Annotated in this window: 39 protein-coding genes; 27 read left to right on the top strand and 12 right to left on the bottom strand. The window is 67.5% G+C overall.

What is annotated here, in order from left to right; translation table 11 throughout:
• The 25 genes from LOK46_RS10535 (at position 1) to LOK46_RS10415 (ending at position 15,225) form a co-directional block, all read left to right on the top strand.
• On the top strand, positions 1-630 hold the full coding sequence (locus LOK46_RS10535) for a DUF6889 family protein (protein WP_273563719.1): 630 nt from the start codon (positions 1-3) through the stop codon (positions 628-630).
• On the top strand, positions 627-1,415 hold the full coding sequence (locus LOK46_RS10530) for a phage baseplate protein (protein ID WP_273563718.1): 789 nt from the start codon (positions 627-629) through the stop codon (positions 1,413-1,415). The genes LOK46_RS10535 and LOK46_RS10530 overlap by 4 nt, the downstream gene beginning before the upstream one ends.
• Complete coding sequence (locus tag LOK46_RS10525; protein WP_273563717.1) at positions 1,412-1,750, top strand: phage baseplate plug family protein; 339 nt, start codon at positions 1,412-1,414, stop codon at positions 1,748-1,750. The genes LOK46_RS10530 and LOK46_RS10525 overlap by 4 nt, the downstream gene beginning before the upstream one ends.
• Positions 1,751-1,766: 16 nt before the next feature.
• Positions 1,767-3,014, top strand: a complete 1,248-nt coding sequence (locus tag LOK46_RS10520; protein ID WP_273563716.1) for a Gp138 family membrane-puncturing spike protein — start codon at positions 1,767-1,769, stop codon at positions 3,012-3,014.
• Positions 3,015-3,022: 8 nt separating this feature from the next.
• The gene (locus tag LOK46_RS10515; RefSeq protein ID WP_273563715.1) at positions 3,023-3,424 is read left to right on the top strand and encodes a hypothetical protein; all 402 of its coding nucleotides are present in this window, start codon (positions 3,023-3,025) and stop codon (positions 3,422-3,424) included.
• 1 nt (position 3,425) lies between these two features.
• Positions 3,426-4,622 (top strand): baseplate J/gp47 family protein, encoded by a 1,197-nt coding sequence (locus tag LOK46_RS10510; RefSeq protein ID WP_273563714.1) that lies wholly within the window; start codon positions 3,426-3,428, stop codon positions 4,620-4,622.
• Positions 4,619-5,422 carry a DUF2612 domain-containing protein gene (locus tag LOK46_RS10505; protein WP_273563713.1) on the top strand — a complete coding sequence of 268 codons (804 nt, stop codon included), beginning with the start codon at positions 4,619-4,621 and terminating at the stop codon, positions 5,420-5,422. The genes LOK46_RS10510 and LOK46_RS10505 overlap by 4 nt, the downstream gene beginning before the upstream one ends.
• A 76-nt stretch (positions 5,423-5,498) precedes the next feature.
• Positions 5,499-6,749 carry a hypothetical protein gene (locus tag LOK46_RS10500; protein WP_273563712.1) on the top strand — a complete coding sequence of 417 codons (1,251 nt, stop codon included), beginning with the start codon at positions 5,499-5,501 and terminating at the stop codon, positions 6,747-6,749.
• Position 6,750: 1 nt separating this feature from the next.
• Positions 6,751-7,455, top strand: a complete 705-nt coding sequence (locus LOK46_RS10495; RefSeq protein WP_273563711.1) for a hypothetical protein — start codon at positions 6,751-6,753, stop codon at positions 7,453-7,455.
• 13 nt (positions 7,456-7,468) lie between these two features.
• Positions 7,469-7,939, top strand: a complete 471-nt coding sequence (locus tag LOK46_RS10490; protein ID WP_273563710.1) for a hypothetical protein — start codon at positions 7,469-7,471, stop codon at positions 7,937-7,939.
• Positions 7,940-7,948: 9 nt separating this feature from the next.
• The gene (locus LOK46_RS10485; protein ID WP_273563709.1) at positions 7,949-8,554 is read left to right on the top strand and encodes a hypothetical protein; all 606 of its coding nucleotides are present in this window, start codon (positions 7,949-7,951) and stop codon (positions 8,552-8,554) included.
• Entirely contained in the window at positions 8,551-8,862 is a 312-nt protein-coding gene (locus LOK46_RS10480) for a hypothetical protein (protein WP_273563708.1), read from the top strand. Before LOK46_RS10485 ends, LOK46_RS10480 begins: the two co-directional genes overlap by 4 nt.
• A 10-nt stretch (positions 8,863-8,872) precedes the next feature.
• Positions 8,873-10,567, top strand: a complete 1,695-nt coding sequence (locus LOK46_RS10475) for a hypothetical protein (RefSeq protein ID WP_273563707.1) — start codon at positions 8,873-8,875, stop codon at positions 10,565-10,567.
• The gene (locus LOK46_RS10470; RefSeq protein WP_273563706.1) at positions 10,564-10,920 is read left to right on the top strand and encodes a hypothetical protein; all 357 of its coding nucleotides are present in this window, start codon (positions 10,564-10,566) and stop codon (positions 10,918-10,920) included. The genes LOK46_RS10475 and LOK46_RS10470 overlap by 4 nt, the downstream gene beginning before the upstream one ends.
• Before the next feature lie 13 nt (positions 10,921-10,933).
• On the top strand, positions 10,934-11,395 hold the full coding sequence (locus tag LOK46_RS10465) for a hypothetical protein (protein ID WP_273563705.1): 462 nt from the start codon (positions 10,934-10,936) through the stop codon (positions 11,393-11,395).
• A 23-nt stretch (positions 11,396-11,418) separates the two neighbouring features.
• Positions 11,419-11,580, top strand: a complete 162-nt coding sequence (locus LOK46_RS10460) for a hypothetical protein (RefSeq protein ID WP_273563704.1) — start codon at positions 11,419-11,421, stop codon at positions 11,578-11,580.
• A gap of 32 nt (positions 11,581-11,612) precedes the next feature.
• A complete protein-coding gene (locus LOK46_RS10455; RefSeq protein WP_273563703.1) occupies positions 11,613-12,194 on the top strand; it encodes a glycoside hydrolase family 108 protein in 582 nt (193 codons plus the stop codon).
• Entirely contained in the window at positions 12,194-12,511 is a 318-nt protein-coding gene (locus tag LOK46_RS10450) for a PadR family transcriptional regulator (protein ID WP_273563702.1), read from the top strand. Before LOK46_RS10455 ends, LOK46_RS10450 begins: the two co-directional genes overlap by 1 nt.
• Positions 12,512-12,514: 3 nt before the next feature.
• On the top strand, positions 12,515-12,700 hold the full coding sequence (locus LOK46_RS10445; RefSeq protein WP_273563701.1) for a hypothetical protein: 186 nt from the start codon (positions 12,515-12,517) through the stop codon (positions 12,698-12,700).
• Between the two features lie 45 nt (positions 12,701-12,745).
• Positions 12,746-13,456 (top strand): hypothetical protein, encoded by a 711-nt coding sequence (locus LOK46_RS10440; protein WP_273563700.1) that lies wholly within the window; start codon positions 12,746-12,748, stop codon positions 13,454-13,456.
• A 1-nt stretch (position 13,457) separates the two neighbouring features.
• Positions 13,458-13,706 carry a peptidoglycan-binding protein gene (locus tag LOK46_RS10435; RefSeq protein WP_273563699.1) on the top strand — a complete coding sequence of 83 codons (249 nt, stop codon included), beginning with the start codon at positions 13,458-13,460 and terminating at the stop codon, positions 13,704-13,706.
• Positions 13,703-13,894: a hypothetical protein gene (locus LOK46_RS10430; protein ID WP_273563698.1), complete on the top strand. Its 192-nt coding sequence runs from the start codon at positions 13,703-13,705 to the stop codon at positions 13,892-13,894. The genes LOK46_RS10435 and LOK46_RS10430 overlap by 4 nt, the downstream gene beginning before the upstream one ends.
• 8 nt (positions 13,895-13,902) lie before the next feature.
• Complete coding sequence (locus tag LOK46_RS10425; protein ID WP_273563697.1) at positions 13,903-14,436, top strand: hypothetical protein; 534 nt, start codon at positions 13,903-13,905, stop codon at positions 14,434-14,436.
• Positions 14,433-14,693: a hypothetical protein gene (locus tag LOK46_RS10420; RefSeq protein ID WP_273563696.1), complete on the top strand. Its 261-nt coding sequence runs from the start codon at positions 14,433-14,435 to the stop codon at positions 14,691-14,693. The genes LOK46_RS10425 and LOK46_RS10420 overlap by 4 nt, the downstream gene beginning before the upstream one ends.
• The gene (locus LOK46_RS10415) at positions 14,680-15,225 is read left to right on the top strand and encodes a hypothetical protein (RefSeq protein ID WP_273563695.1); all 546 of its coding nucleotides are present in this window, start codon (positions 14,680-14,682) and stop codon (positions 15,223-15,225) included. The genes LOK46_RS10420 and LOK46_RS10415 overlap by 14 nt, the downstream gene beginning before the upstream one ends.
• Before the next feature lie 189 nt (positions 15,226-15,414).
• Here LOK46_RS10415 and LOK46_RS10410 read toward each other — a convergent pair whose 3' ends face one another.
• The 11 genes from LOK46_RS10410 to LOK46_RS10360 all read right to left on the bottom strand — a co-directional run bounded on the left by LOK46_RS10410 (position 15,415) and on the right by LOK46_RS10360 (position 20,290).
• Positions 15,415-15,639, bottom strand: coding sequence for a hypothetical protein (locus LOK46_RS10410; protein ID WP_273563694.1), 225 nt, complete (start codon positions 15,637-15,639; stop codon positions 15,415-15,417).
• Between the two features lie 76 nt (positions 15,640-15,715).
• A complete protein-coding gene (locus LOK46_RS10405; RefSeq protein ID WP_273563693.1) occupies positions 15,716-16,540 on the bottom strand; it encodes a KilA-N domain-containing protein in 825 nt (274 codons plus the stop codon).
• A gap of 393 nt (positions 16,541-16,933) precedes the next feature.
• Positions 16,934-17,224, bottom strand: coding sequence for a hypothetical protein (locus LOK46_RS10400; protein WP_273563692.1), 291 nt, complete (start codon positions 17,222-17,224; stop codon positions 16,934-16,936).
• The gene (locus tag LOK46_RS10395) at positions 17,221-17,454 is read right to left on the bottom strand and encodes a hypothetical protein (RefSeq protein ID WP_273563691.1); all 234 of its coding nucleotides are present in this window, start codon (positions 17,452-17,454) and stop codon (positions 17,221-17,223) included. Before LOK46_RS10395 ends, LOK46_RS10400 begins: the two co-directional genes overlap by 4 nt.
• Positions 17,455-17,461: 7 nt before the next feature.
• On the bottom strand, positions 17,462-17,650 hold the full coding sequence (locus LOK46_RS10390) for a hypothetical protein (RefSeq protein WP_273563690.1): 189 nt from the start codon (positions 17,648-17,650) through the stop codon (positions 17,462-17,464).
• 6 nt (positions 17,651-17,656) lie between these two features.
• Positions 17,657-17,878: a hypothetical protein gene (locus tag LOK46_RS10385; RefSeq protein ID WP_273563689.1), complete on the bottom strand. Its 222-nt coding sequence runs from the start codon at positions 17,876-17,878 to the stop codon at positions 17,657-17,659.
• Between the two features lie 241 nt (positions 17,879-18,119).
• Positions 18,120-18,905, bottom strand: coding sequence for a hypothetical protein (locus LOK46_RS10380; RefSeq protein WP_273563688.1), 786 nt, complete (start codon positions 18,903-18,905; stop codon positions 18,120-18,122).
• Positions 18,902-19,279, bottom strand: a complete 378-nt coding sequence (locus LOK46_RS10375) for a hypothetical protein (RefSeq protein WP_273563687.1) — start codon at positions 19,277-19,279, stop codon at positions 18,902-18,904. The genes LOK46_RS10380 and LOK46_RS10375 overlap by 4 nt, the downstream gene beginning before the upstream one ends.
• A 40-nt stretch (positions 19,280-19,319) precedes the next feature.
• Positions 19,320-19,706, bottom strand: a complete 387-nt coding sequence (locus tag LOK46_RS10370; RefSeq protein WP_273563686.1) for a hypothetical protein — start codon at positions 19,704-19,706, stop codon at positions 19,320-19,322.
• 27 nt (positions 19,707-19,733) lie between these two features.
• Positions 19,734-19,997: a hypothetical protein gene (locus LOK46_RS10365; protein WP_273563685.1), complete on the bottom strand. Its 264-nt coding sequence runs from the start codon at positions 19,995-19,997 to the stop codon at positions 19,734-19,736.
• Positions 19,997-20,290 (bottom strand): DUF6874 family protein, encoded by a 294-nt coding sequence (locus LOK46_RS10360; protein WP_273563684.1) that lies wholly within the window; start codon positions 20,288-20,290, stop codon positions 19,997-19,999. Before LOK46_RS10360 ends, LOK46_RS10365 begins: the two co-directional genes overlap by 1 nt.
• 108 nt (positions 20,291-20,398) lie before the next feature.
• Between LOK46_RS10360 and LOK46_RS10355 the strand changes: the two genes are divergently transcribed.
• The gene (locus LOK46_RS10355) at positions 20,399-20,662 is read left to right on the top strand and encodes a helix-turn-helix domain-containing protein (protein WP_273563683.1); all 264 of its coding nucleotides are present in this window, start codon (positions 20,399-20,401) and stop codon (positions 20,660-20,662) included.
• Positions 20,663-20,955: 293 nt separating this feature from the next.
• Here the strand turns inward: LOK46_RS10355 and LOK46_RS10350 are convergent, their stop codons facing one another.
• A complete protein-coding gene (locus LOK46_RS10350) occupies positions 20,956-22,035 on the bottom strand; it encodes a tyrosine-type recombinase/integrase (protein ID WP_273563682.1) in 1,080 nt (359 codons plus the stop codon).
• A 131-nt stretch (positions 22,036-22,166) separates the two neighbouring features.
• On the opposite strand from LOK46_RS10350, the gene dusA reads away from it, so the two are divergent.
• Positions 22,167-23,186, top strand: a complete 1,020-nt coding sequence (dusA, locus tag LOK46_RS10345) for a tRNA dihydrouridine(20/20a) synthase DusA (protein WP_273563681.1) — start codon at positions 22,167-22,169, stop codon at positions 23,184-23,186.
• The last annotated feature ends 1 nt before the right edge of the window (position 23,187 follow it).

The following is a 23,187-nucleotide window of genomic DNA, read 5'->3' as shown; positions in this document are numbered from 1 at the left end:
ATGCGGGCCGCGCAACCTCGTCCTTTCGCATTCTGCGGCGAGACCTATCGCGCCGCCCGGCTCTCTGCCTGGGATCAGTGGGAATCGCTGCGGGTTCTGCGGCCGGCACTTGAGGACGGGCAGAAGCGCGCTCGAGCTCAGCGCGGCGCCGCGACGGACGATCTCACGACAGCCTTCGCCGACGCCGTGAAGGACATCGCACCGGAGACTCTAAGCGCTCTGTTCGATCTGGCGCTGACTGGTGTCGAGCGACGTGAGGGCGGGGACTGGCAGCCCGTCTGGGACGCAGCCGAGGGCGTGCCGCTGTTCGACGACCTCGGTGCCGGCAGAGTGGTCCTGCTGGTCGTCCGGATCCTCGGCGACAATCTGCACGGCTACTTCTCGTACACGCCGGTCTCGTTTGATCGGATCGAGGAGGGGCCCAGCTACGACCCCGTGCTGATGCCCGACGGCCAGTCCTGGCTCTTTGCACCGATGCAGCACAAGCACTGCCTCTACAGCGAGCTGTTCGACGGCACGCTCGACCTTCGGGATGTGGCTCGCATGAACGACCTCATCGCCGTCAGCAACGAGAACCGATCCCGGGCGCGGAAGGCGGCCCAGGATGAGGCGGCGAGGCAGACGACGTGAGCGCAGGCATCGGCGCCATTGCGCAGGTCGCCAGCGCTCTGTTCCTGTCTTCGGGCCGGAGCATCGGGCCCTACGTCCCGCACGTCATCGTCGAGGAGCAGCACCGGGACGACTCCGTGATCACCGAGTTCCCCGTCGAGACTGGGGCGGCGATCACGGATCACACCTACGAGCGACCCCCGACACTGGTGCTGCGGGTCGGATGGTCAGACAGCACCGCCGGCATCCCCGGCTACGTGCGGATCGTCTATCAGCAGCTGCTGGCGCTGAAGGCCTCCCGGCGCCCGTTCAACGTCGCCACCGGCAAGCGCCTCTACCAGCAGATGCTGTTCGCCTCGCTCGACGTCATCACCGATGGCGCCAGCGAGAACTCGCTGATGGTCATCGCGGCACTGCGTAAGATCAATCTGACCTCGACCCAGTCGACCCGCCCGAACACCGCAAAGCCGGCCCAGGACAGCGCGAACCAGGCCAACCCGGAGAGCACGGGCAGCGTCGCGGACCGCGGCGCGGTCCAGACGCAGGACGTCAGCGCGCAGAACTTCGCTGGATCGTTCAACCCCGGCGCCTACAGCCCAGATGGTGGATCAGTGGGCAACGGCAGCTTCGGCCTTGGCGGCATCAATCCGCCGGCGGCCACCGCCGTCGATATGGGGCAGCTGACGGGGCTCAGCCCCGCGACCGAGATCATGCTCCCCGAGCTGAGCGTCACCGCGCCCACGCCTGTCGGTGGCCTCCAGGGCGCCGGGCCGGACCAGTACAACATGTTCGGGGGCGGCCCGTGAGCGCCGCGCAGCTGATCCCGACCCAGCCGGGCCTACAGATCTTCTCCGTTACCCTCGCGGGCGTGCCCTACAACGTCCGCATCATGTGGAACGACGTGGCGGTCCCGCCCTTCTACGCGATCGACATCGCGACGATGAACGGGGCTGCCTTCGCCGACGGGTCGACCCTGCTGGCCGGCCTGCCGCTTCTGACGGGCGTCGATGTGATCGGCCAGTTCGCCTACCTCGGCATTGGCGGCAAGCTGCTCGTCCTCTCCGATCGCGATACCGGCGAGGATCCGACCTACGATGGGCTCGGCACCAGCAGCCGGCTCTACTTCATCCCCGACGCCTGACGGACGCGACGCGCGCATGGATGCCGATCAGCTGTTCGACCGCGAAGAGGAGATGCGGGTCATCAAGGAGGCCGTGCTCAGCGGTCTCCACATCGCGCTCCCCGTCCGCGTGATGAAGGATGGCGACGGCAAGACGACCTCGGTTCAGCCGACTATCACGCGCCGGCAGATCATGCCCGACGGGACCACGAAGGAGGTGCCGTACCCCGTGATGGAGGGGCTCAACCGGTTCATGAGCGGCGGCGGCGTCACTGGAACGCACCCGATCAAGAGGGACGACGAGGGCATGGTCATCATGACTTCGCGCTCGTTCTGGAACTGGCGGGAACAGGGCGGCACGCAAGCGCAGGTCGATGCGCGCAGCCACGATCTGTCCGACGCGATCTACGTCTCAGGGATCCGCTCGAAGCCACGGGACCTGAAGGACTACAACACCGAGGCGGCCGAGACGCGCAGCGACGACGGCAAGCACCGCACCATCTCGCACCCTAAGAACGGGGTGAAGGTGACGGTCAACGGCGGCAAGCAGACCCTCGACGTGAACGCCATCTCCGGCGCCCTGGAGATGGTCTCGAAGACGGTGACGCTGAAGGCCGGCATGACGTTGCCGGGCGCGCCGGTCAACACGGCGAACACGACCGACCGAGACCTGAATGAGCAGCTCAAGGGGCTCGCCGCCCGGGTGGCGCAGACCGAGCAGCACGTGGCCGGCCTCTTCGACGTCACCTCGCAGTTTCGGGCGATCGTGCAGACCCAGATCCCCGCGGTGGCGGCGGTGGCGTCGATCCTGAACCAGGATCCGTCGGGGCTGATGATGGCCGCGACCGCCATCGAGGGGAAGGCGCAGTCCTACCTGCAGCAGCAGATGCAGCAGGCGCTCGCCAAATTCCTGTCGCCGAACCTCGCCGGCCTCGCGAGCCTGTTATCGGGCAGCGTCGAGGGGCTAATTGCCAATGTCCAGGCGCAGATCGCCAACCTCGTCGCCAACAACCCCGTCCTCGCGACGGTCGATGACCTGCAACGACAGGCCGACGCCATCCTGACCCGCGGAGCGGCGCCGGACGTCACCGCCGCGGCGCTGAAGCCGATCCAGGATCAGATCGCCCAGCTGACGCAGGCGAATCCGGTAGTCGGGACGCTGCTCAACCTGAACTCGCAGCTGCAGTCGCTGACCACTCAGGCCGGGCCCGGGCTCAACTTCCTCGGCCCACAGCAGCGCCTTGTGCAGGGTGTCGTGAAGTCCCTGCACCTGTCGGAAGGATAGGAGGCAGCATGGCAACCATCTCCCTTCGCGTCCGCAAGGTCGATGCGAACGGCGATCGCGTCTTTGGCGGCAATCAGGCCGCCTTCCTGCGCAACTCGCCCGAGGCCGTCGCCCAGATCTGCGAGAGCCGCCTGAACCTCTGGACCGGTCAGTGGTACCTGGATCGGACCTCGGGCACGCCCTACGAGACCGACGTGCTGGGCTACCGGACGGAATCGGTGCGCGATCTCGTCATGCAGGCGCGGATCCTCGAGACCCCGGGTGTGTCCGGCCTCGTCGCCTACAGCAGCACCACGGATCGGAACACCCGGACGTTCACGCCGACCGCCGAGGTCGCCACGATCTTCGGCGCATCAAACCGGCAGACCGCCGGCGCGACCGTGCGCCTCCCCGTCGAGCAGGACCGCTGACATGGGCACCACGCCGGTCGGGACGATCACCGCCGCGGGCTTCGCACGCCCGGCGTTCTCGTACTGCCTCGACTACCGGCAGTCCGGGACGCGCGCGATCTACGGCCAGGACCTCTACCTCGGCGAGGACTGCCAGGACGGCCAGATCGAGGTGTTCAACGCGCAGGGCATTTTCGACGTCAGTGGCGTCGCCCTGGACACCTACAGCCACTACTCGCCATCGGGCGCGCGCGGCGCTGGCCTGTCGTCGCTGGTCAAGATCAATGGCCTCGCCCGCAAGGTTGCGACCAACTCGACCTGCGACTTCCTTCAGGTCGGTCAGGCTGGCACGGCGGTCTCGGGCGGCACGGTCACGGACCCATCAGGCAACGTGTGGTCGCTGCCCGATTTCCTGATCCCAGCGGCCGGCCAAATCCTCGTCACCGGTACATGCCAAGTCCTCGGCGCCGTCGCCCTGGCTGCGGGTGCGGTCGACACGGCCAACGGCGAGGGTGCGCTCGGGAACGTGCAGCGCGGCTGGCAGTCGGCCACCAACCCCTCCGCTGCCGCGCCTGGGCAGCCGGTCGAGACCGACAGCCAGTTGCGACGGCGGCAAGCCGTCTCGGTAGCGCTGCCGTCGCTCAGCATCCTCGGCGGCCTCGTGGGCGCGCTCAGAGCTGTGTCGGGCGTGACGCGACTGCGCGCCTATGAGAACGACACCAATCAGCCCGACGCGAACGGCATCCCTGGCAAGGGCATCGCACTCGTCATCGACGGGGGGGATGCGGCGACCATCGCCAGCGTGATTGCTCTGAAGAAGGGTGCAGCCGGAACCTGGGGGTCCACGGTCGTGCCGGTGACCGACGATGTCGGAATCACCCGCACCATCGCATTCTTTCGCCCCACCCAGGTGCCGATCACCTACGCGCTCAAGGTGCGGCCTCTGTTCGGGTACACGTCGTCCGTGGAGGCGCAGATCCAGCAGGCGTTGTCCGACTGGACCAACGGTCTCGGCATCGGCAACGGCGTCATGCTCTCCCGCGCCTACGTCCCGGCGGATCTGTCCGATCAGCCGACGGGCGCCACCTTCGAGATCATCGCCAATTCGCTGACGGTCGCTCGCGATGGCGTCGCGCCGACGGGGCAGGATGCCGTGCTCGCCTTCAATGAAGCAGCCATCTGCGCCCCAGGCAACATCTCGATCAGCTACGCGTCATGACGAAGACCGTCGACGACTACGCGGGGCTCGTCACGCCATGGCAGGCCAAGCCAATCAAGGCTCGGTTCCTTGCGACCGTGCGTGCCGATGCTCTGCCCTACGCCGATGCGCAGGCTGCGATCGCCAGCATGCCGGGGCTGTTCGACCTCGACGTTGCGGTCGGCGATCAGCTTGATAAGACAGGCGAGTGGGTCGGTCAGAGCCGCGGCGTGCCGATCACGCTGCCGAGCCTGTACTTCTCGGCCGACATCGCGGGCCTCGGAGCAGATGAGGGCTATGCCGCCCAGCCCTACGGCAGCGGCTACAGCACCTCCTACCTGCCGGATCCGTATTACCGGAAGCTCCTGCGCGCCAAGGTGCTGGCGAACCGGTGGGATGGGACCGCGGCAGGCCTTCAGGCGATCCTGACGACCTACTTCGACGACTCTGCGACCCTCGTCTTCATCGACGACAAGAGCGGCAGCGCGAGCCCGGCCCTGTTCTTTGCCGCCGACGACGCCATGGCGGGAGCCGACGTCGGCGTGGCGTATCCAGGCGGTGCAACCGGCACTGCCGTTGCCTCGTTCGCGATGCAGTGGCTCGTCGCCTTTGCGGGCAAGATCCCAGCCCCGGCGGACCTCGCGATCCTCACCGCCGGGATCCTGCCCGTGAAGCCGATGGGTGCCGACGTGCAGACGCTCGTCACCACTGTGGATGGGGCCCCGCTGTTCGGGGCCGACATGGACAACGCCTACGTTTCCGGCGCCGACATCGGCGCCGCTGACGGCTCCCCCGCCTACGTGGCGAGCCTCGCCGCTTAGCCTCTCCTCTCGCTGACACCGCTCTCGCACCGCCGGGCTCGCCCGAGCGGTCGCTGTTGCCTGCACGGGATCCCGCATGCCCACGAACTCCTACTTGCCGTTCGCAATTGCCGCAGGCGCCAATGTCTGGTCTGACGCGACCTACAACGGGTCTAGCCAGCAGCAGACCGGCATCCAGAAAGGCATCGTGCCGTCTGGCCTGATGTCGAAGGCATGGCGGCAGGCGACCGTTCCCGCCAGCGCCCTCGGCCAGATCATCGTTGATCATGGCCTGATCGACGCCGCCGACGACGGCAACATGCTCGGCTTCAAGGCCAACCTGCGCATGTCGATGGCCGCCATGCTAGCGGGCGTAGCCTTCGCGGTGGACCAGTCCAGCACGCCCAACGTCATCACGGTCATTCTCGACCCCGCCCCGCCGACGCTGACCAGCTACCGCGGTATCTTCGTCAAGCTTGCCAACACGAACACTGGACCGGTCAATCTCGCGCTAAACAGCCTCGGCACGCGCGGCGTGGTCAAACGGTCCGGCGCTCCGCTCGTCTCGGGCGATCTGCTCGCAGGCCAGTTCGCTCACCTTCTTTTCGATGTAGCGCTCGGCCAATGGGTGCTGGCTGGGATGGTCACGTCCGACCTGCTCGCCATCATCGCCAGCAATCAAATCGGCATCCAGAACCCGCTGGCAGCCGTGACGACCGCTGGCACCTACACCTACGTTCCGTCGAGCGCGAAGGTGCGGGCAATTTACGTCCGCGGTCAGGCCCCGGGCGGCGGCGGCGCGGGCAGTACCAGCACCGCATCCGGCTTCATGTCCGTAGGCTGCTCCGGCGGCGGTGGTGCGTATTTCGAGCATTACGTGGTCATCGCGAATGCCGCTACGTACACGGCCTCGTACACGGTCGGAGCGGCGGGCACGGCGGGCGCCGCTGGCGGCGGCGCAGGCGGAAACGGGGGCACGACTTCCTTCGGTGGCGTTGCGACGGCCACGGGGGGGCAGGGAGGCTTTGCGGGCGGCTCGGTCCCGACCGGCTCCTACACTGTGACCGCGACGAACGCGGGCGGCGCGGCGTCCGGCGGCAATATCCTCAACCGCCCCGGCGGCGGTTCTTCGACTGGCTTGTACATCAACACGGTCGCCAGTGTTGGCGCAGCCGGTCCTTCGCAGCTTGGAAGCTCAGACCTTCCGTATTCGGTCGCGCACTCCGGCACGCAGGGTAACGGCTACGGCGCGGGCGGCACAGGCGGCTGCTCGCCTCCAAATACCGCGTCGCCCCAGACTGGCGGCCTCGGTGGGCTCGGTCTCATCCAGATCACGGAGATCTTCTAAGGTGCCGCTCGCTTCGCGCCCGAAATGGGAGGACCATTTTCTTGGGCTGGTGCTGGATCCGCGATATCGGATCGTGCTTGGGGCAACGTCGCAGGACGCAACCAAAAATCCGGTCGTCAAGCTCTGCCAAGGCAGCAGCCAGAGCGATCCGAACTCCATTGGGGGGCGCGTTACCCTTCAGACGGGCACGGCAATCCAGGCGAATTGCTACCTTCGGTTCGGCGAGGCGTCCGGCTCATCGTCATGGTCTGCTCCGCAGGATGCCCGCAACTGGACCGTGAAGAGAAACGCGGTCGGGGAGTCCCGCGTAGTTTATGGGACCAACACGTATCTGCAAACCTCAGTGGGGTTCGTCGGATACAATGACCCGCAGAATTTCTGCGAATTTTACTATGACTCCCGCGATGTCGCGACTACTTGGCGGATCGCGGCGTGCCTCAACGGACAACACTCCTTTATCGACACCGGCGTTACGCATCAGCCCGGCGAGTGGCTTATCCTTCGTGTCCAGACAAATTATTGCGATGGAACGCCGACCGTCGAGGCGTATATAAATGACGCCTTGGTCGCGACGATAACCGACTCCTCAAAGATCCCACTGGATGGGATGGCTTGGGAGTGGAACATCTACAATTTCCCACTTAACGGGCGCTTTTCAAACAGCGCCATGTGGATTGATTGGCTCTATCTCAGCCAAGATCTATAAAGGAACTCCGCTCGTGCAGATCTACGCCCGCGTCGTTGACAGCACCGTTGCCGAGCTTTGGCCGCACGAGCCGGATGCTCCCATGCCGAATCCACAGCCGACCCCCATTGAGGTCTTCGGCGAGGAGATCGGAAGCCAGTTCGTCGCGTGCGGCCCCGAGGTGCAGCAGGGCTGGGCTCTGAAGGGGAAGAAGTTCTCGGCGCCGATCATCGTGCCGCCGACCGAGCCCGTGCCGGATCGCTGCTCCAAGCTCGGGCTCAAGCGCGCACTCGCCGAGACCGGGCCCGACGCGGTGTTCCCCAAGCCCGAGTGGCCAGCCGTGAAAGAGGCCATCGCCTCCGATGCCGATCTTCAGGAAGACTGGGATCTCGCCGTCAGCATCGTGCGCACTGACCCGCTCGTGCAGGCCATGGTCGCGGCCCGAAAGTACGACGACGCGACGGTCGACAAGATCCTGGTCCGCGCCAACGCGCTCGCGGCCTGATCTACGCCCGTGACTCAGATCCTCAACCTCCCGCAGTTCGACGGAACGCAAAGCGTCTTTTCCGTCGTCAAGGGCGCGGGCTGGTACGACACGATCATGTTCTCGGCGCCGGGCTCGCCCGCTTTCCAATCGGCGAGCGGCGCGCTCACGTCTGGGTCGGCCACGGTAGCGGGGCTCCCGGCTGCAACGGTGGCGGCTATCGTGCCGGGTCAGCTCGTGACTGGCTTCGGCATCCCGGCAGGCACGATTATCGCCGCGGTCCCGAGCACGACCAGCATCACGCTCAGTGCTGCCGCAACAGTGACGGATGCGGCTGCCAACTTGGCCTTCCAGCCCATGCCGCTCGACCTCACGGGCATCGCGTTTGATCTTCAGGTCCGGCTTACCGCTGACTCGCCTGTGCTTGGGCTCGACATCTCGACAGCCGCTGCCACGATGGTCAACGGTGGCACGAATGGACAGCTCGCATTCAACGTGCCGCCATCAAGTCTGAATGGCCTTACGGTCGGAACCTATACGACCGACATCGTCGCCACCGCGGACGGGCGCACGATCAACTTGTTCCAGACCAACGGCCCGGCTTCTCTCATCGTCAGGCAGGGTGTGACGCGATGAGCATCGCGCTCGTCAATGCCGCACCAGGGCCGAAGCTGGTCCTGGCCGGCAATTCATCGGCTTTGGCTGGTGCGGGCGGCATTGGCGCCGTCGTGCCGGCGACCGCTTATCCTGCAGGCGCCCAGGGCCCCACCGGGCAAGCTGGACCGCAGGGCACCCCCGGCACAAACGGCACCAACGGCGCCAACGGTTCCGATGCGTCGGTCACTGCCGCCAACATCACATCTGCGCTCGCCAGCCTCCCGACCACGCTCCCGGCCATCGCTGGGCAACTCTGGTGGAACGGCGGCGTCCTCGCACGATCCTAGGCATCACCGCATGCGCCTTATTCTCGCGCTGCTGATCGCGGCGCTCCCCACGCTCGCTCGCGCGCAGTCCTACCCCTCGCCGATCTTCGCGTCAGTTACTCTGGGCGGCGCAGGCGGGCAGACGATCACGGGTGTCGGCACCACCGCCGGCACGGTCGCGGGCGGCAACGACAGCCGGATCGTCGGGGCCACGCAGAACGCCGCTGCGGCGATCGTCAACGGGACGATCAACGGCACCGCCATCGGCGGCACGGCTCCGGCAGCCGGCGCGTTCACGAACCTCAGCGCCTCGGGCGGCATCACCGGCGCGCTGACCGGGAACGCCTCGACCGCCTCGGCACTCGCGACGGCGCGTACCCTGTCGCTCTCCGGCGATATCACTGGGTCGGCGTCCTTCGACGGGTCGGCGAACGTCGGCATCGCCGGAACCCTGGCGGCCTCCGGTGTCACTGCGGGCTCCTACGTCCTGCCGAACCTGACGTTGGACGCCAAAGGCCGGGCGACGAGCGCGTCAAACGGAGCTCTGACCGGTGACGTGACCACCTCGGCGGGCTCGCTCGCGACGACCATCGCGCCGAACGTCGTCACGCCTGCGAAGATGTCCCAGGCCGCGGCCGGCACGCTTCGCGGCAACCCGACCGGCAGCACGGCGAACGTCTCCGACAACTCCCTCAGCTCTTACCTCGACGTCCAGATCGGCTCGACGCGCAGCACGATCGCGGTTCGGGGCGCATCGATTTGGGGCGCGCTCACGCCCTCGACCTCGGGCTGCACATTCCAGTTCAATGGCACCGACACGGTGTGTGCGGCGGCCTCCCCTGGCACGGGCGCCCTGCGCTACGACGCCAGCCAGACCCTGACGTCGTCACAGCAGGATCAGGTCCGGAGCAACGTCTCGGGTCCCGTCCCGTCCACTCCCTCTACTGCGGTCACGCTCGTCGCCGCAGATATCGAGCGCCCTCTCTACCCCACCGGAACCGGGACGATCACTGCCGCGAACGGAGGCGCGGGCTGGCGGTCGGGGCCGATCCTCAACAGCAACACGACCACCGGCACGATCGCTCTGGCCGTCCCGTCTGGCGCCACGCTCGATGGCGTGACCAACGGCACGACCGCGCTTCTACCGAAGCAGAAGGCCCGGATCGTCCAGACCGGCGCGACCGCCTACGTCACCGACTGGATCGACCGGACCCCGCTGCTGATCAGCGCGCGGCTCACGAGTGCGGCCGTCTCGGCGGACTACCTGCTGCCGCTCGGCTACAGCGCCTACGAGATCACGCTGACGGCCCAGGTGGATACCGCGGGTGCGGGTGTCGGTCTTCGGTTCTCGTCCGACGGCGGATCGACGTTCAAGGCCGGCTCCTCGGATTACCTGTGGCAGTCCGTCTACAGCAGCGCCTCCGGCGTCTCAGCAGGCGCCCCCAGCAGCCAATCCTATTACCCTCTCGTCAGCAACCAAGACGCGCAATCTGTCAATTGGACGATCGCGCGCGCGATGCTCGTCCAGGGCACCGGTACGATCAAACCGCTGATGCAGACTGTCACCTCGGCCGGCATTGAAGGCGGCAACTTCATCCAGCGTGCCCCGGCCGTCGGCAATTATTCGACCGCCGCCCTGGTGGTGAACGCCCTGCGCGTCCTCACCACCACGGGAAATATGGTCGCCGGCACCACCTTCTCGGTTCGCGGGATCCCGCCGACATGAGCGATGCTCCGATCCGCCAGGACCTGTCGGGACAGTTCGTGCCCGTCGATCCCGCCGCGCGTGCGGCCGACGTAGCGGCGATGCAGACGCCCGCGGCTCCATCCGGCATCACCGGCAACCAGTTCTTCTTCGCGCTGGGAGACCTCGGGCTGGCGGACGCGTGGCTCGGAGGCGTGGCCCGGTCCAAGGGCAAGGACCGCAACCGGGTCGGGCTGATCTCCCGCGACACACCGCTGGTAGCCTCCGACCCGTTGCTGGTTCGCGTGGCAGCCAATGCCGGGGCGGACGCCTCGGGCAAGGCGCTGATCGACGTGCCTGCCGTTTTCGCCAAGGCGCAGACCGAGCCGACCTGAGGGAGCGCACGGAATGGACGCGACGCTCGCGGCCTCGGTCGCCTCAACGGACTACCTGAAGGTCGTGCAGCCCGGTGGCGAGGCGCTTGCCGCGGTCGCGCAGGTGAACGCCGACCCGTTGGCCACTGCCGCGGCTCTGTCGTCCCGCCTCGATGCCCTGGCGGCCCGCGTCGCGGCACTGGAAGGCAAGCCCGAGGAGGTCGCACACTTCGGCGCCGTTGCAGCCCTGCCGAACGTCGCCGCCTTGGCCAAATTCACGATCACCCTGACCAACCTCGTACCTGCACGGGCGGGCGACGCGCTGAAGGCCGGCGAAAGCGTGTCGGTCCAGCCGCTCGCTGCCCTGCCGGACGGCGTCACGCTGATCGGGCCGCCCACGGTGCCGAGCGACGGGACCGTGCTCCTCAGGTTCTCGGCCGCCTTGGCGATGTCCGCGGCCGCACCGATCCCCTGGGCGATCTCCGCGCTTCGGTAGCCTCTTCACCACCAGGACCCTCCATGATCCGCTCGCGTCTCGCGGCGCTGGCGCTCGCCTGTGCGCTCCTGTGGCCGGCCGCTGCCGAGGCCCGGCCCCGCTGCCGCCCGCACGCCGTCCCGGTCTTCATTGAGGGCGCCGGCACCGTCTGGATCTGCGCCTGGCCGCCGCGTCGGCGCGGCTGACGCTCCACCACCGCAAACATCGTGAGGACCACATGGCCGCTGCCAACTTCGAGCGGGCGCTCGCGCTCGTCCTGGTGCACGAGGGCGGGTACGTCGATCACCCGGCGGATCCGGGCGGCGCGACCAACCTCGGCATCACCATCGGAACGCTGTCGGGCTGGCTCGGTCGCCCGGCGACCAAGGCTGAGGTTCGCGCCCTCACGAAGACGACCGTCGCGCCGATCTACCGCAAGAACTACTGGGATGCGATCCGGGGCGACGAGCTGCCGGCAGGCGTCGATTTCTGCGTCTTCGACTTCGCTGTGAACTCGGGCCGCGCGCGCGCCGTGATGTCGTTGCAGCGTGCCGTCGGGGTCGCCGACGACGGGAAGCTCGGTCCGATCACCCTTAAGGCGATCGCGGCGAAGCCTGCGGCCCAGACTGTCGAGCGCATCTGCGCGGACCGGCTGGCCTTTCTCAAGCGGCTTTCGACCTGGCGCACCTTCGGCAAGGGCTGGAACGCCCGGGTCAATGGCGTCCTGACGCAATCCCTTGCCCTCGCGAAGGGCGGCGCCGCCGAGCCGCCCGCCCCGATGGCGAAGAAGGCCAAGGCCCCAGCCCGGAGGCGCGCCTGATGCCTACCTCCCGTCTCACCGCGCAGATCCTGTCGCATCTGGCCAACGCCCCGGCGGCCGAGCGCTCCGGCGCCGGCATCTCCAAGGCGACGCGGGTCGGCGCCGGCTCGCTGTACCCGGAGTTGGCGGCGATGGAGAGCGCCGGCCTAATCGTCAGCGCCTGGGACGAAGGTCCCGAGCCTCGCCGACGGCTCTACGCCCTGACCGAGGCCGGCCGCCGGCAAGTCGGCGCCATGCCGGCCGTGCAGGTCCAGCCGGCCCCGGGCCTGGGCAACTGGTTCTGGCGCACCTTCGTCTCCCCGTTCTTCGGCGGCTGACCCGTGAAGTGGTTCCTCGTCGCCCTGGTCGCCATCGGCATCGCCCTGATCGCCTGGGGCGTCGCAATTACCAGCGGCCCCGGCTCGGCGGACGAACGCGTCGCCGGCGCCATCCCGGTCGTGTCCGGCGTCGGGTTCATCGTGCTCGCCGTCGTCATCGCCTTCGCGTGGGTCGTCATCCGCGCGTGACCTGCGCCGGCGGGTAGCCCGGCAACCTCCACCTCGAGATCTCCTATGACCCGCATCGTCCTCGTGGCGCTGGCGCTTGTCTGCGTCGGCTCTCCAGTCCTGGCCGCAACCGGCCAGCCGTTCGACCTGTCCCGCGCCGCTGGCCACGGCGTCATGGTGCTCCTGCTCGGCTCGGCACTCATCGGCGCGCTGATCTGCGCCGCCCGCCGCGTGCCCGGTCTGACGCTCGCAGCCGTCGCGCTTGCGGTCTCCGTCGTTGGTCTCGGCATCCATCCGGCCTTCGCTCAGGCCGCGGCTACTGTCGCGCAGCCCGCGACCGATACCGCGGTGGTCACCGTCCCGCTCGGGACCTGGATCGCCTCCTATGCGCAGGCGGCGGTCGAGATCGTCACCGCCTTCGTGATGGCAGCGATCACCTGGGGCCTGCGCCGCCTGCCGGCCTCGATCGGCGCCGTGGTGAAGGGCCTGATCACTCAGCAGCTCGTCGAGAAGGCTATCAGCTTCGGCGTGAACACGGTGGCGGGCGCCGCCAAGGACAAGACGCTCAGCTTCGACGTCGGCAATCAGGTGCTGGCCAACGCCCTGAACTACGTCGTCGAGCACACCCCCGGCTGGCTGCTCTCCTGGACCGGCGGCACGAACGCGATCCGCGACCACATCATCGCGCTGCTGCCGGTGGAGGATGGCGCCTCGCTCGCGACCTCGACGCCGACGGCGGCCGGCCCGACCACCACCGCACCCGTAGTGGCCGGCTGACGTGTTCAGCCTCTCAGCCCTGCTGAGCACGCTGCTCGGCCTCCTCGCGCGGATGTTCTCGGACGCCGTCGTTAAGGAGGTCGACAGCCTGCGACACGATCAGGATCAGCGCGACCTCGGCGCGGCGCAGCAGGCGAACGCCTCCACGCTGGTCGCCGAGGCGCAGGAGGCCCGGGCGCGTGCGGCCGCCGATGCCGCGGCGGACGGCGCTGACAACCCTGACGACCTGCTCCCGGAGACGACCTCGTGACCTGCATTGGCTTTGCCCTCGGGCTCGCGATCCTGCGCTGTGACCTTGAGGCGCCCGCGGTGCCGGCCGCCCGGCTGTGCGCCGTGATGACGTCGCCCGTGCAGTACGCCCGGACCGACGACCCGCGCACGCGCCGCCGGCTGCGGTCGCTGAACGCCGCGTGGCGCTCGGCCTGCGCGGGTCGGTGATCTGAGGGATGGAACGCATCTTCCTCGCCGCCGCCGAGGTGCCGACCGGCATCCCGACGGGGCTCCCCTCCGCGGTCAACGAGGCCGCCTCCAAGATCGTCGCCGAGGGCGGCATCACCGAGTCGCTCCTGATCCTCGCCATCGCGGCCATCGTCGTCCTCGCCTGGATGGTCGTCTGGTGGCAGCCCAGGCAGCACAAGGACGCTCTGACCAAGCAGCAGAGCGAGCACGAGGAGGATCGGGACGCCTGGGAGAAGCGGCACCAAGCGATCTCGGATCAGCGCATCGCCGAGATCCGCGAGGTGATGACGGCCCTGAACAACAACACGGGGGCGCTCAACGTCATCTCGCAGACGCAGGCCGACCGGACGGCCTCGATGGACCGGCTGGCCGCGAAGCTCGGCGAGCTCGTCCAGCATGTGGCCAACCTCGAGCGCCTGAACGGCGAGCACCATCGCGACATCGACCGCAATCACGAGATGCTGCGAGGCATCGCCTGGACCCTCGGCGGCAAGGGGCCCGGCCTCCCGGGGCCGCCATGATGGGGGTGCTCAAGATGCTGCACCAGTGGCTGGCCGCGGCGAAGACGGATCGGCCCTCGCGTCGGGGCGGTCCGCCAGCAACGCCTCGCGTCGAGGCGGGCGCGGCCTCAATCAGCAAGGCGCGCCAGGCCAATGACCGCGCCGCCCTGGGCCTCGTGCTCACCTCGGGACAGGCCATGTCGGCCGAGACCCGCATCCAGGCGTCGATGGCCGGGATGCTCAGGAAAATGGACAGAGCGCACGATGCCGTGGATTAGGGACGTCCTGTTCAGCCGGTTTTTCTGGCTCTCCGTCCTGCTGACGATCGGCTTCGCGATGGTCGCGCGCGCGTCGCAGGCCGACGATCTCGGCGAGAGCGTGCGGATCTTCGTGCTCGCGGCCGCCGCGATCGCGCTCGTCACCTACATGCCGAACGCCATGCGGGCCGCCGCGGAGCGCCCCTGGCCGAGCCCGTCGAGCCGCGGCGTCTGGGGCGTCTACCTCCTGGCGCTCGGCTCGGTCGGATCCGGCGTGTTCGGCCTGCTCTGGCGCCTCGGCGGCTTCCAGAACTTCGTCGTCAACAACGCGGTGAACTACTACTTCATCGCCCTGTCCGGCGTCGGCTTCATGTTGATGGTGAGCGCGCCCAACCTGTTCGGCGAGGGCGTGCCGCCGAAGGAGCGCATCCTGCTCGGCAGCAAGTGGGTCGTCGCGCTGGGCCTCGTGCTGATCCTGGCGCTGACGCAGCCGGACTTGCGCTGGCTGGTGGAGAAGCTGCGGCCTTGGCTCGACCGGGAGCCGCGGATCTGACCGGAACCGCCAGCCCGTCCGCGCGTAGACGGCGCACATTCCCTGACGATCACCTTGAACCGCCCGGCTCCGGCCGCGGCGGTTTTTTCGTGCCCGACGGCCTGCTATTGCACCGCGACCGGCAGCTTGGACGGCCGCCGCCACTTCAGCCCCGCCGGCACCGCCGCGCGGGGCTTTTTCGTTTTCAGGCTACTTCGCCTGGTCCCACTGCTGACCGACCTCGTCGATGATCCTGGCCGCGTTCGCGCCGGAGACGGTGGGCTGTGCGGTGGCGTCCGCTCTCGCGGCCGCGACGATGGCCGCGGCGTCGGCCTTCGTGATGACGCCCTTGCTGATGAGCAGCTCCCCGAGATGCGCAGCGAGGAGAGACCCGGCAATGCCGAGTTCCTGGGCGCCCTGGCCGTAGACGATCATTCGATGTTCCTCTTGATGAAGTCTGAGACGATCAGAAGTAGCCCGGCACCCTCGCGGACGCCGGGCGACACGGGCGCTACGCCTGACGCATCTTCTTCGGGATCGGCCGCGGCGGCAGGCGCTTCGCGGGGGCGTGCAGCCCGGCGGCCGCAGCCTTCGCAAGCAGCCGCGGCAGGTACTCCAGAGCCCGGCTGTCGCGGCCGGCGAAGTAGGCCTCGGACTTGAGCGGGAGCCACGCCGTCCAGAAGTGCCGACGGAACTCCGCGAGCATGTCGTCCGGGTAGGCCTTGGGCCACACGACGCGGCCATCCTCGAAGTCGTGCCGGTACTTGGGCAGCGCGTCCGTGTCGATGCCCCACTCCTCGCGGAGCCACTTGCAGAACATGAGGCCCTGCGAGATGTCCGGCAGCAGGTGCTCAGGCAGCGTGTAGCCCATGTCCTCCATCGGGGCGATCAGCAGGATCGTCATCTCGACCAAGATGGAGAAGTGCCCAGCCGGCACGTTCGGATGGTTCGCCAGGTGGCGTCGCAGATGGTAGGGCAGCGCCGGCCGGACCGCGGAGTGACCGCGCATCCAGTCATGCACCCACTTGCTCACCTGCACCGCGAAGATCGGCGAGCACCAAGTGGCCAAGTTGATGGCGACCTGCGGGTGCACCCAGGTGCCCTGCAGCTCGGGCGTTCCGCCGCTAAGTGACTGAACTAACACCGCGGCCGGAATTCCGGTATCGGCCGCGAGCGCCGCGATGAAGGCCTTCGTGCCCTCGTTGGATGCATAGTGGTTCCACCGCTTCCCGGTCGCTTGGCACATCGCCGTGGCGTTGATGTAGCCGTCGCTGGGGCGCTGGCAGACGAGGCCGCCGGCCGTCTGGTGGGGGATGAGTTCGAGGTGCTGTTGCACGTTAAGTACGCGTCCTGACTGCGTGTTGATGACGCCGGTCAGGGACTAGACTCATCCTCCGGATCAGCGCTTAGATCCGGTTGCCCGAGGTGGTCGCGTCCCTGGCCGACCTCTCAACGGAAAGCCGCTTCGACTCGCGTCGGGGCGGCTTTCTCGTTTCGAGACAGGCAGCATCCCTGCTCGCCGGCCTCAAGTCGACGTGCGCCGGGCCGCGGAGGGACGATATCCACCGGTTGTGCCCCGGAAGCACCGATGTGCACAGGACGCCTGTGGACAGTGGGAATTACGCGATTTCCCCTTGCGCGGCCGGCTTTCTCGATCAGCGCATCAAGATCGAACGCCTCGCGGTAGCTCAGAGCTTGATCTCACGGTGTGCTCGTTGGCGTAGCCGGGCTAGAAGCAGCCCGGCACCAGCGGCAACCCGGTCCGCGCGCTCCACGCCTTCGCCCTAGCCCACGCGGCAGCCAGCGCCTCGATCGCCTCGTCTCGGGTGTCGGCCATGCCGTTCAGCGGCCGCACGCCTTCGGCCTCATGCCCGCGCTGGCAGCCGGTGCAACTCCAAGTCCACGTGCCGTTCTGCGGGCCGCCGTCCATCCGGCGGATGCGGCCGACGTGCTGGCCGGCTTCCTCGGCTACGAAGTCGTGGTGCGTGCCTGGGAAGGTGCGGCGCCAGGTGAAGGTCACGGACTGCCGTCCTCACCGCTCCCCAACACCTCCAGCAGGTCCCGCCCGGCCGGCGTCAGAAACCACCGTGGCTCTCGCTGCCCAATCCGTGTCCGCTCCTCGACATAGCCGAGGACGGCTAGAGCCTGCATGGATCGCTTGTGCGCCCCGTGCCGCATGCCGTTGCCTGAGTGGAAGGCACAGGCGCGCAGGGCGGTGACGTGGGTTTGCGAGATCGGCTGCTCGGGCATGGGCCCGTCACTGCAACCGCGGCGCCGACGAGTCCATCAGGCCCAGCCGGATAGCCAAGGCCAAAAGGTCGCTGTCGTTCATCCCTTTGCCGTTCACGACCCAGAGCGCGAAATCATCACCGACCGGCTCGACCTTGTAGCCGTAGGCGATCAGGGCGTCGGCGGCTTCGGTGATCGCGTCGTGGTCGTCAGGCATGTCAGGTCACACCGCGCAATAGGACCCGTCCCCTACCATATTCAACGCGAGGTGGATCGCCTCGCCCTCAAACCCCTCTGGGTCGTTGCAGCCGTCGTACTGGTCCCAGAGGCCGCGCAGCAGATGCAGCGGCATCTCCTTGAGGATGTCAGCCTGCCGGAACAGGCGCTGGTGGTAGGCCCTCGTCTCTGAGTCGAGGCCGGCAGGGTTGTATGTGTTGCGTGCCATCGCCACCCCTTCTCTCAACCCGCTGCCAGACGGAGATCCTGGGCGGGCCGGGCTCGCATTGCCCGTTCGGGGCAGCACGAGATTGAGCCCGGCCAGCGCGACCGAAGCTGCGCGATGCTCTGGCGGCAGCCGCAGTGAACGCACTGTGCCGGCGTTCCGGCCTCGATCTGCGCGTCAGTGATGACCGGCGTCGCGAGCCGGGCGCGGATGTGTGGCGGGTCTTGGTTCATCCTCTCCTCCTCTACGCGTCCTTGATCGCGAGGCGTCCGGCTTCGGTGAGGGCGGGCGCATGGCCTTCGGCCACCGAGCCCTCGCAAGCCGAGCCCAAGGTCTCGGCCCTCTGGGCTTCGGTCTCTTGCGCTTCCGCGTTGAGCCGAATAGCCGCGTCGAGGCCATCAAGCGCCATCTCGGCGAGTCGGCGCCTGTGCTCGCCAGTGTCGACAGGATCTTTCTGATCTGGGAAGTCTCTGATGTCTTCCAGCGCTTGCCGGAGATCATCAATGATCTCACCGGGACCTACGGCCTGCCAATCACAACGGCACACGTACCGCTCTGGTAAGCCAGGTACATCGGCATCAGCGATAGCGAGGCTCTGCGTGTGGCGGCACGCCATGAATGTGTCGTTGATTGAGCCGACGATCTCCAACACCTTTTCATGGGGCTCGACCGATGTGCGCGTCCAAACACGGGCCCGCAACGGCCAGTCCATTTCGCACTGGTCGCGCGAGGGATCGTAGGCCGAAGGCTCCTGATCCGTAGGAGCAGGACCCGAAGGGCTAGAGCCCGGCCCGGAGGGCGCGTCCTCGGCTTCCTCCCGCCGAACCTCTGCTTCTCCCAGCCGGGAGAGGATCGCGGCGGTGAGGGCTTCTCTCGCTTGGTTGCAAACCTTCGCCTGTTCGCACCAAGCGCTCGCGTTCGATGCACCCTTGCGAAATTGGTCGTGCTCGGCGTCGATCAGCTCCTCAATCGCCGTAGCGATCTCCTCTGGAAGATCTGATCGGGAAAGGGAGAGGGCGTCAGGCATCATCCGATCCTCTCCACGATCTTGGCGAACTCCTTGTTCACGCCCATGCCCTTGATGCCGGATGCGAACCATTCGGCATGCTCGCGCGGCACTTCGACGACGAGCGTCACGGTGGACTGGGCCTTGAGCCACTTGCGGGCAAACTTGACCGCATCCACGTACTCAATGAGGCTTGGCGGCTGGCTTTGGTCCGGGATGATCGTGCCGCCAAGGATCGTCACCGTGTCGGTGTCGGCGTAGTAGGTCGGATCGCTGTCGCGTCCCTCATCCACCTCCTCGCCGTTCTTCAGAATTTCGGTGTCCTCCCAGTAGGCGTCAGGCCCCCACTCAGTAGCCAAGAACGCCTTGAACTGAGCGCCGGTCATTTTAACGGGCATGGTGCGCCTTCCTCTCGGCCATGGCGTTTAGATCCTTGGGTTAGGCGGGGAACATCGCGAGCACTTCGACCGCGAGCGTGCGTGGGTCGTTGTGCCCAGCGGCAATGCTCTCAAGGGCTGCCTTGGCCGCCGCCTGAGCATCACGAGTTTGGCGCTCGCGTTCGTCCTTTGCGCGAGCCCTAGCCCACTCTGCCTCCACCCGGTCTTGGCGGGCTTTATTGCGAGCCCTGACCGCCTCGGGGTCGTGCTGGCGGCAGAACCCAAGCTCGCCCTCGTGGCCCTCAACACACCGAAAGACGATCGCCTTTCGTGGGCACTGATAGCCGTGGAGCCAGCCATAGGTCTCCTTCGGGTAGACGACGGCTCGGCAGTGCGCGAGATCAGGGCGCCGGTTGTCTAGACCGTTCCTCGGCGACCAGATGGCCATCGCGTCTCTCCTATTTGCGCAGAAAGGTTAGGCAGCGCGCTCGTCCATGGCGGCCAGTCGGCGCTCTTCGAACGCGACGAAGTCGGTGACGCTCGGGTAGGTGGACTTGGACCGAAGCGTCTTGCTGGTGACGGTCGCCTTCGTGGTTCGCTTCCCGATGTCGAGCTTGAGGTCGTAGCCGTGCGCAGCCAACCGGTCGCGAATGGCCTCAAGTCGCCCGCGCATCGGCATACTGAACATCTCGTCGGCGAGATCAGCGTGAGCCAGGATCCAAGGCGTCGCGCGAGCCATCACGCGGCCTCCGAAACGCGAGCCGAGAACCGAGGCACGAAGTTGCGCAGCAGCTTGCCGGTTGTTCGATCCAGACAGTTCGCGATGCCGATAAAATCGTGTCGGAAGTTGAAGTCGTCCGCGGCCAGCAAGTCAGCAAGGCGCAGCGGGTTGCCGTTCGCATGCGTAGCGATCAGGTCCATCTCCGAGCCGATCCGCTCCTCCTGTCCCTCAATGAGGGCGAGCCTCGCGGCACGCTCCACGATGGCAGAAACAATGGCCCGATCGGGCCGCGCAATCTGAAAGCTGACCATCGCTTAGGTGCCTTCCAAAAGTCGTTTCGTTGACAGAAGGGAACTTATAGTCTACCGAAGGGCACGTCAACCGCAAGGGACGAAAAGTTGCCCGCAGGACTCGAAAAAGTGGCCGCGACCGTCTATCCGGCTGGCGTGATTGATCGCGACACCATTAAGGCCGCTCGGGCCCTTCTAGGCTGGAATGCCGAGCGCCTTGCGTCGGAGAGCAAGGTCTCTCTCGGCGCGATCAAGGACATTGAGCGCGGAGCGACGAACCCGAAGCTTGACACGCTCAAGGCGATCCAAGAGGCGTTCGACCGTGGCGGCGTCGTGATCCTTGAGCCGGGCGACATGCGGCTCGGCGGCAGGGGCGTTCGGTTCAAGGACTGATCGCCCGTCGGCTCCGCACCCCTCGCAAACCATCTTCCGCCCGCGAGCGCACCAAGCCCAAGCCGGACTGATCTGAGGTAAGCTCCGCCCCTCGCCAAGCCGAGGACGCTTCCCATGCCCGACAGACCCGAACCTGCCCTAGACCCCTACGTCGCCCTCACGGCGATCAGAACCTTCGCCAAGATCGCCCTTGAGAACGAGGAACCGACAGAACGGTCCTTCCAGCTCATCCTCAGAGAAATCTTGAACGCGACTGAGAGAGCGCTTGCTGGAGATCCGGGTGGGGAGGGGGATTAAGGCTCCGGCTCCGTAACAACCTTCAGCCAAGGCCAGCTGGCCATCCGATCGCCCTTCTGGCTGATATGGGTGTAGCGCTGGAGGCTTTGCCACGACCGATGACCCGACACAGCGGCCGCCTGCGGGAGCGTGCGCCCCATCTCGAAAAGGCGTGACACGCCGGCATGGCGCATGTCGTGGAAGTGCAGATCCTCAATGCCTAGGAAGGCGCACGCCCGGGTGAACGAGGTCGATACCGCGTCGGTGTTGAACGGGAAGATGCGGTCCGAGATCCGCGGCATGGCGAGCGCGATGGCTAGGGCCTCCGGCGGCAGTTCGCACCACTGGTCATTGCCGACCTTCTGGCCCGGGTGCTTCATGTCGCGAACGAGCACCTTGCTATGGGCCTCGTCCAGATCTGCCCAGGCGATGCGTAGGATCTCCTCCTGCCTGCGGGTCGAGAACAACGCGAAGGCGACGATCCGCTGCATGGGCAGCGAGTTCGACCGACGTCGCAGCACGTCCCCGAAATGCGCCATCAGCCGGTCCAGCTCGGGCAGGGTCGGGACGCGCTCCCGGCTTCGGGATTTGGCGATCACGCCTAGGGACCGGGCCCCGCGCTGCGCCTCCTTCATGGCAGTCGGGCTGATCGGCCAGCCCCACAGGTCGCGGGCGGTGTTCATGACCGCCGACAGGTGCGAGACGTAGTTGCCGACCGTGGCCGGCGTCCGCCCCTCGCTCAGCTCCTGCATGAACGCGGCGATCTCGGCGTTCGTCACCTCGGAGCACGGTCGCTCGGCGATCGGGAACGCCTTGATCGCGTTGAGCACCTGGGCCTTGGTTCGGCCGATGGCTTTCCGGCTCTCGCGGATGTAGCGGTCGATCGCCTCGCCGAGCGTGGGATCGTCAGCCTTCTTGCGGTCGAGCGCGCCGGGCTCGCTTAGCTCTCTCTCGCGCCGCTTGATCCAGGCCGTAGCGGCGGCTCGGCGGTCGAACGTCTGCGTCTCCCGATGCACGACGCCCGCCCTTTGCACGACGATGCGGGCGCTGTATCCCGTGCTGCCATTGGCTCGGCGCCTCTCAATGATCGTCCCCATGCCGGCCTCGCGAGCTGATACACGGGCAGGGCGCTTAGTACACGGGGCTGATACACGGCAAGAAAATACCGCATGTTCCCGTCCCGTTCTAGGCTACGCAGGGAAACGTTGGCAAACGCACAAGAAGGCAAATGGCTGATCCGACAGGAAAACTGAACAATCTCAGCGGATGGCGCTTCTCCGTCGCCCCGATGATGGACTGGACGGACCGGCACTGCCGGGCGTTCCACCGGTCCCTCTCGGCGCGCGCCCGCCTCTACACCGAGATGGTCACCACCGGCGCGGTGCTGCACGGGCCGCGGGAGCGGCTGCTCGGCTTCGCGGCGGTCGAGCACCCGGTGGCGGTCCAGCTCGGCGGCTCGGACCCGGCGGAGCTGGCGCAGGCCGCCCGGATCGCCGCGGATCTCGGCTACGACGAGGTCAATCTCAATGTCGGCTGCCCCTCGGACCGGGTGCAGGAGGGCCGCTTCGGCGCCTGCCTGATGCGCGAGCCGGCCCTGGTGGGCGACTGCGTCGCCGCCATGAAGGCGGCGGTCTCCGTACCGGTGACGGTGAAGTGCCGGATCGGCGTCGACGACCAGGACCCCGAGGCGGCGCTCGACACCCTGGCCGACGCCGCGGTGGCGGCGGGCGTCGACGGGCTGATCGTCCACGCCCGCAAGGCCTGGCTCCAGGGGCTCTCGCCCAAGGAGAACCGGGACGTGCCGCCCCTCGATTACGGCCGTGCCGCGCGGCTGAAGCGGCGGCTTCCCGGACTGCCGATCGCGGTCAACGGCGGCCTGCGCGACCTCGACGCCGCGCGGGCGCGGCTCGCCGAGGTCGACGGCGTCATGGTCGGCCGCGCCGCCTACACCGAGCCGGCACTGCTGCTCGGCGTCGATCCCGACCTGTTCGGCGTACCGGCCCCGGCCCCCGACGTTTTCGCGGCGGTCGCGATGTTCGAGCCCTACGTCGCCGCGTGCCTGGCCCGGGGCGAGCGCCTGCACGCGGTCACCCGGCACATGCTCGGGCTGTTCAACGGCCGGCCGGGCGCTCGGGCCTTCCGGCGCCACCTCTCGACCCACGGGATGCGCCCGGGGGCCGACCTCGCGACCCTGCGGGAGGCGGTGGCGCTGGTCTCCCGCGCCGCGCCCGAGGCCTGCGCCGCCTGAG

This window comes from Methylobacterium sp. NMS14P (assembly GCF_028583545.1).
GTDB lineage: Bacteria > Pseudomonadota > Alphaproteobacteria > Rhizobiales > Beijerinckiaceae > Methylobacterium.
The sequence above is the reverse complement of the archived record's forward strand: the minus strand, read 5'-3'. Positions and strand labels throughout refer to the sequence as shown.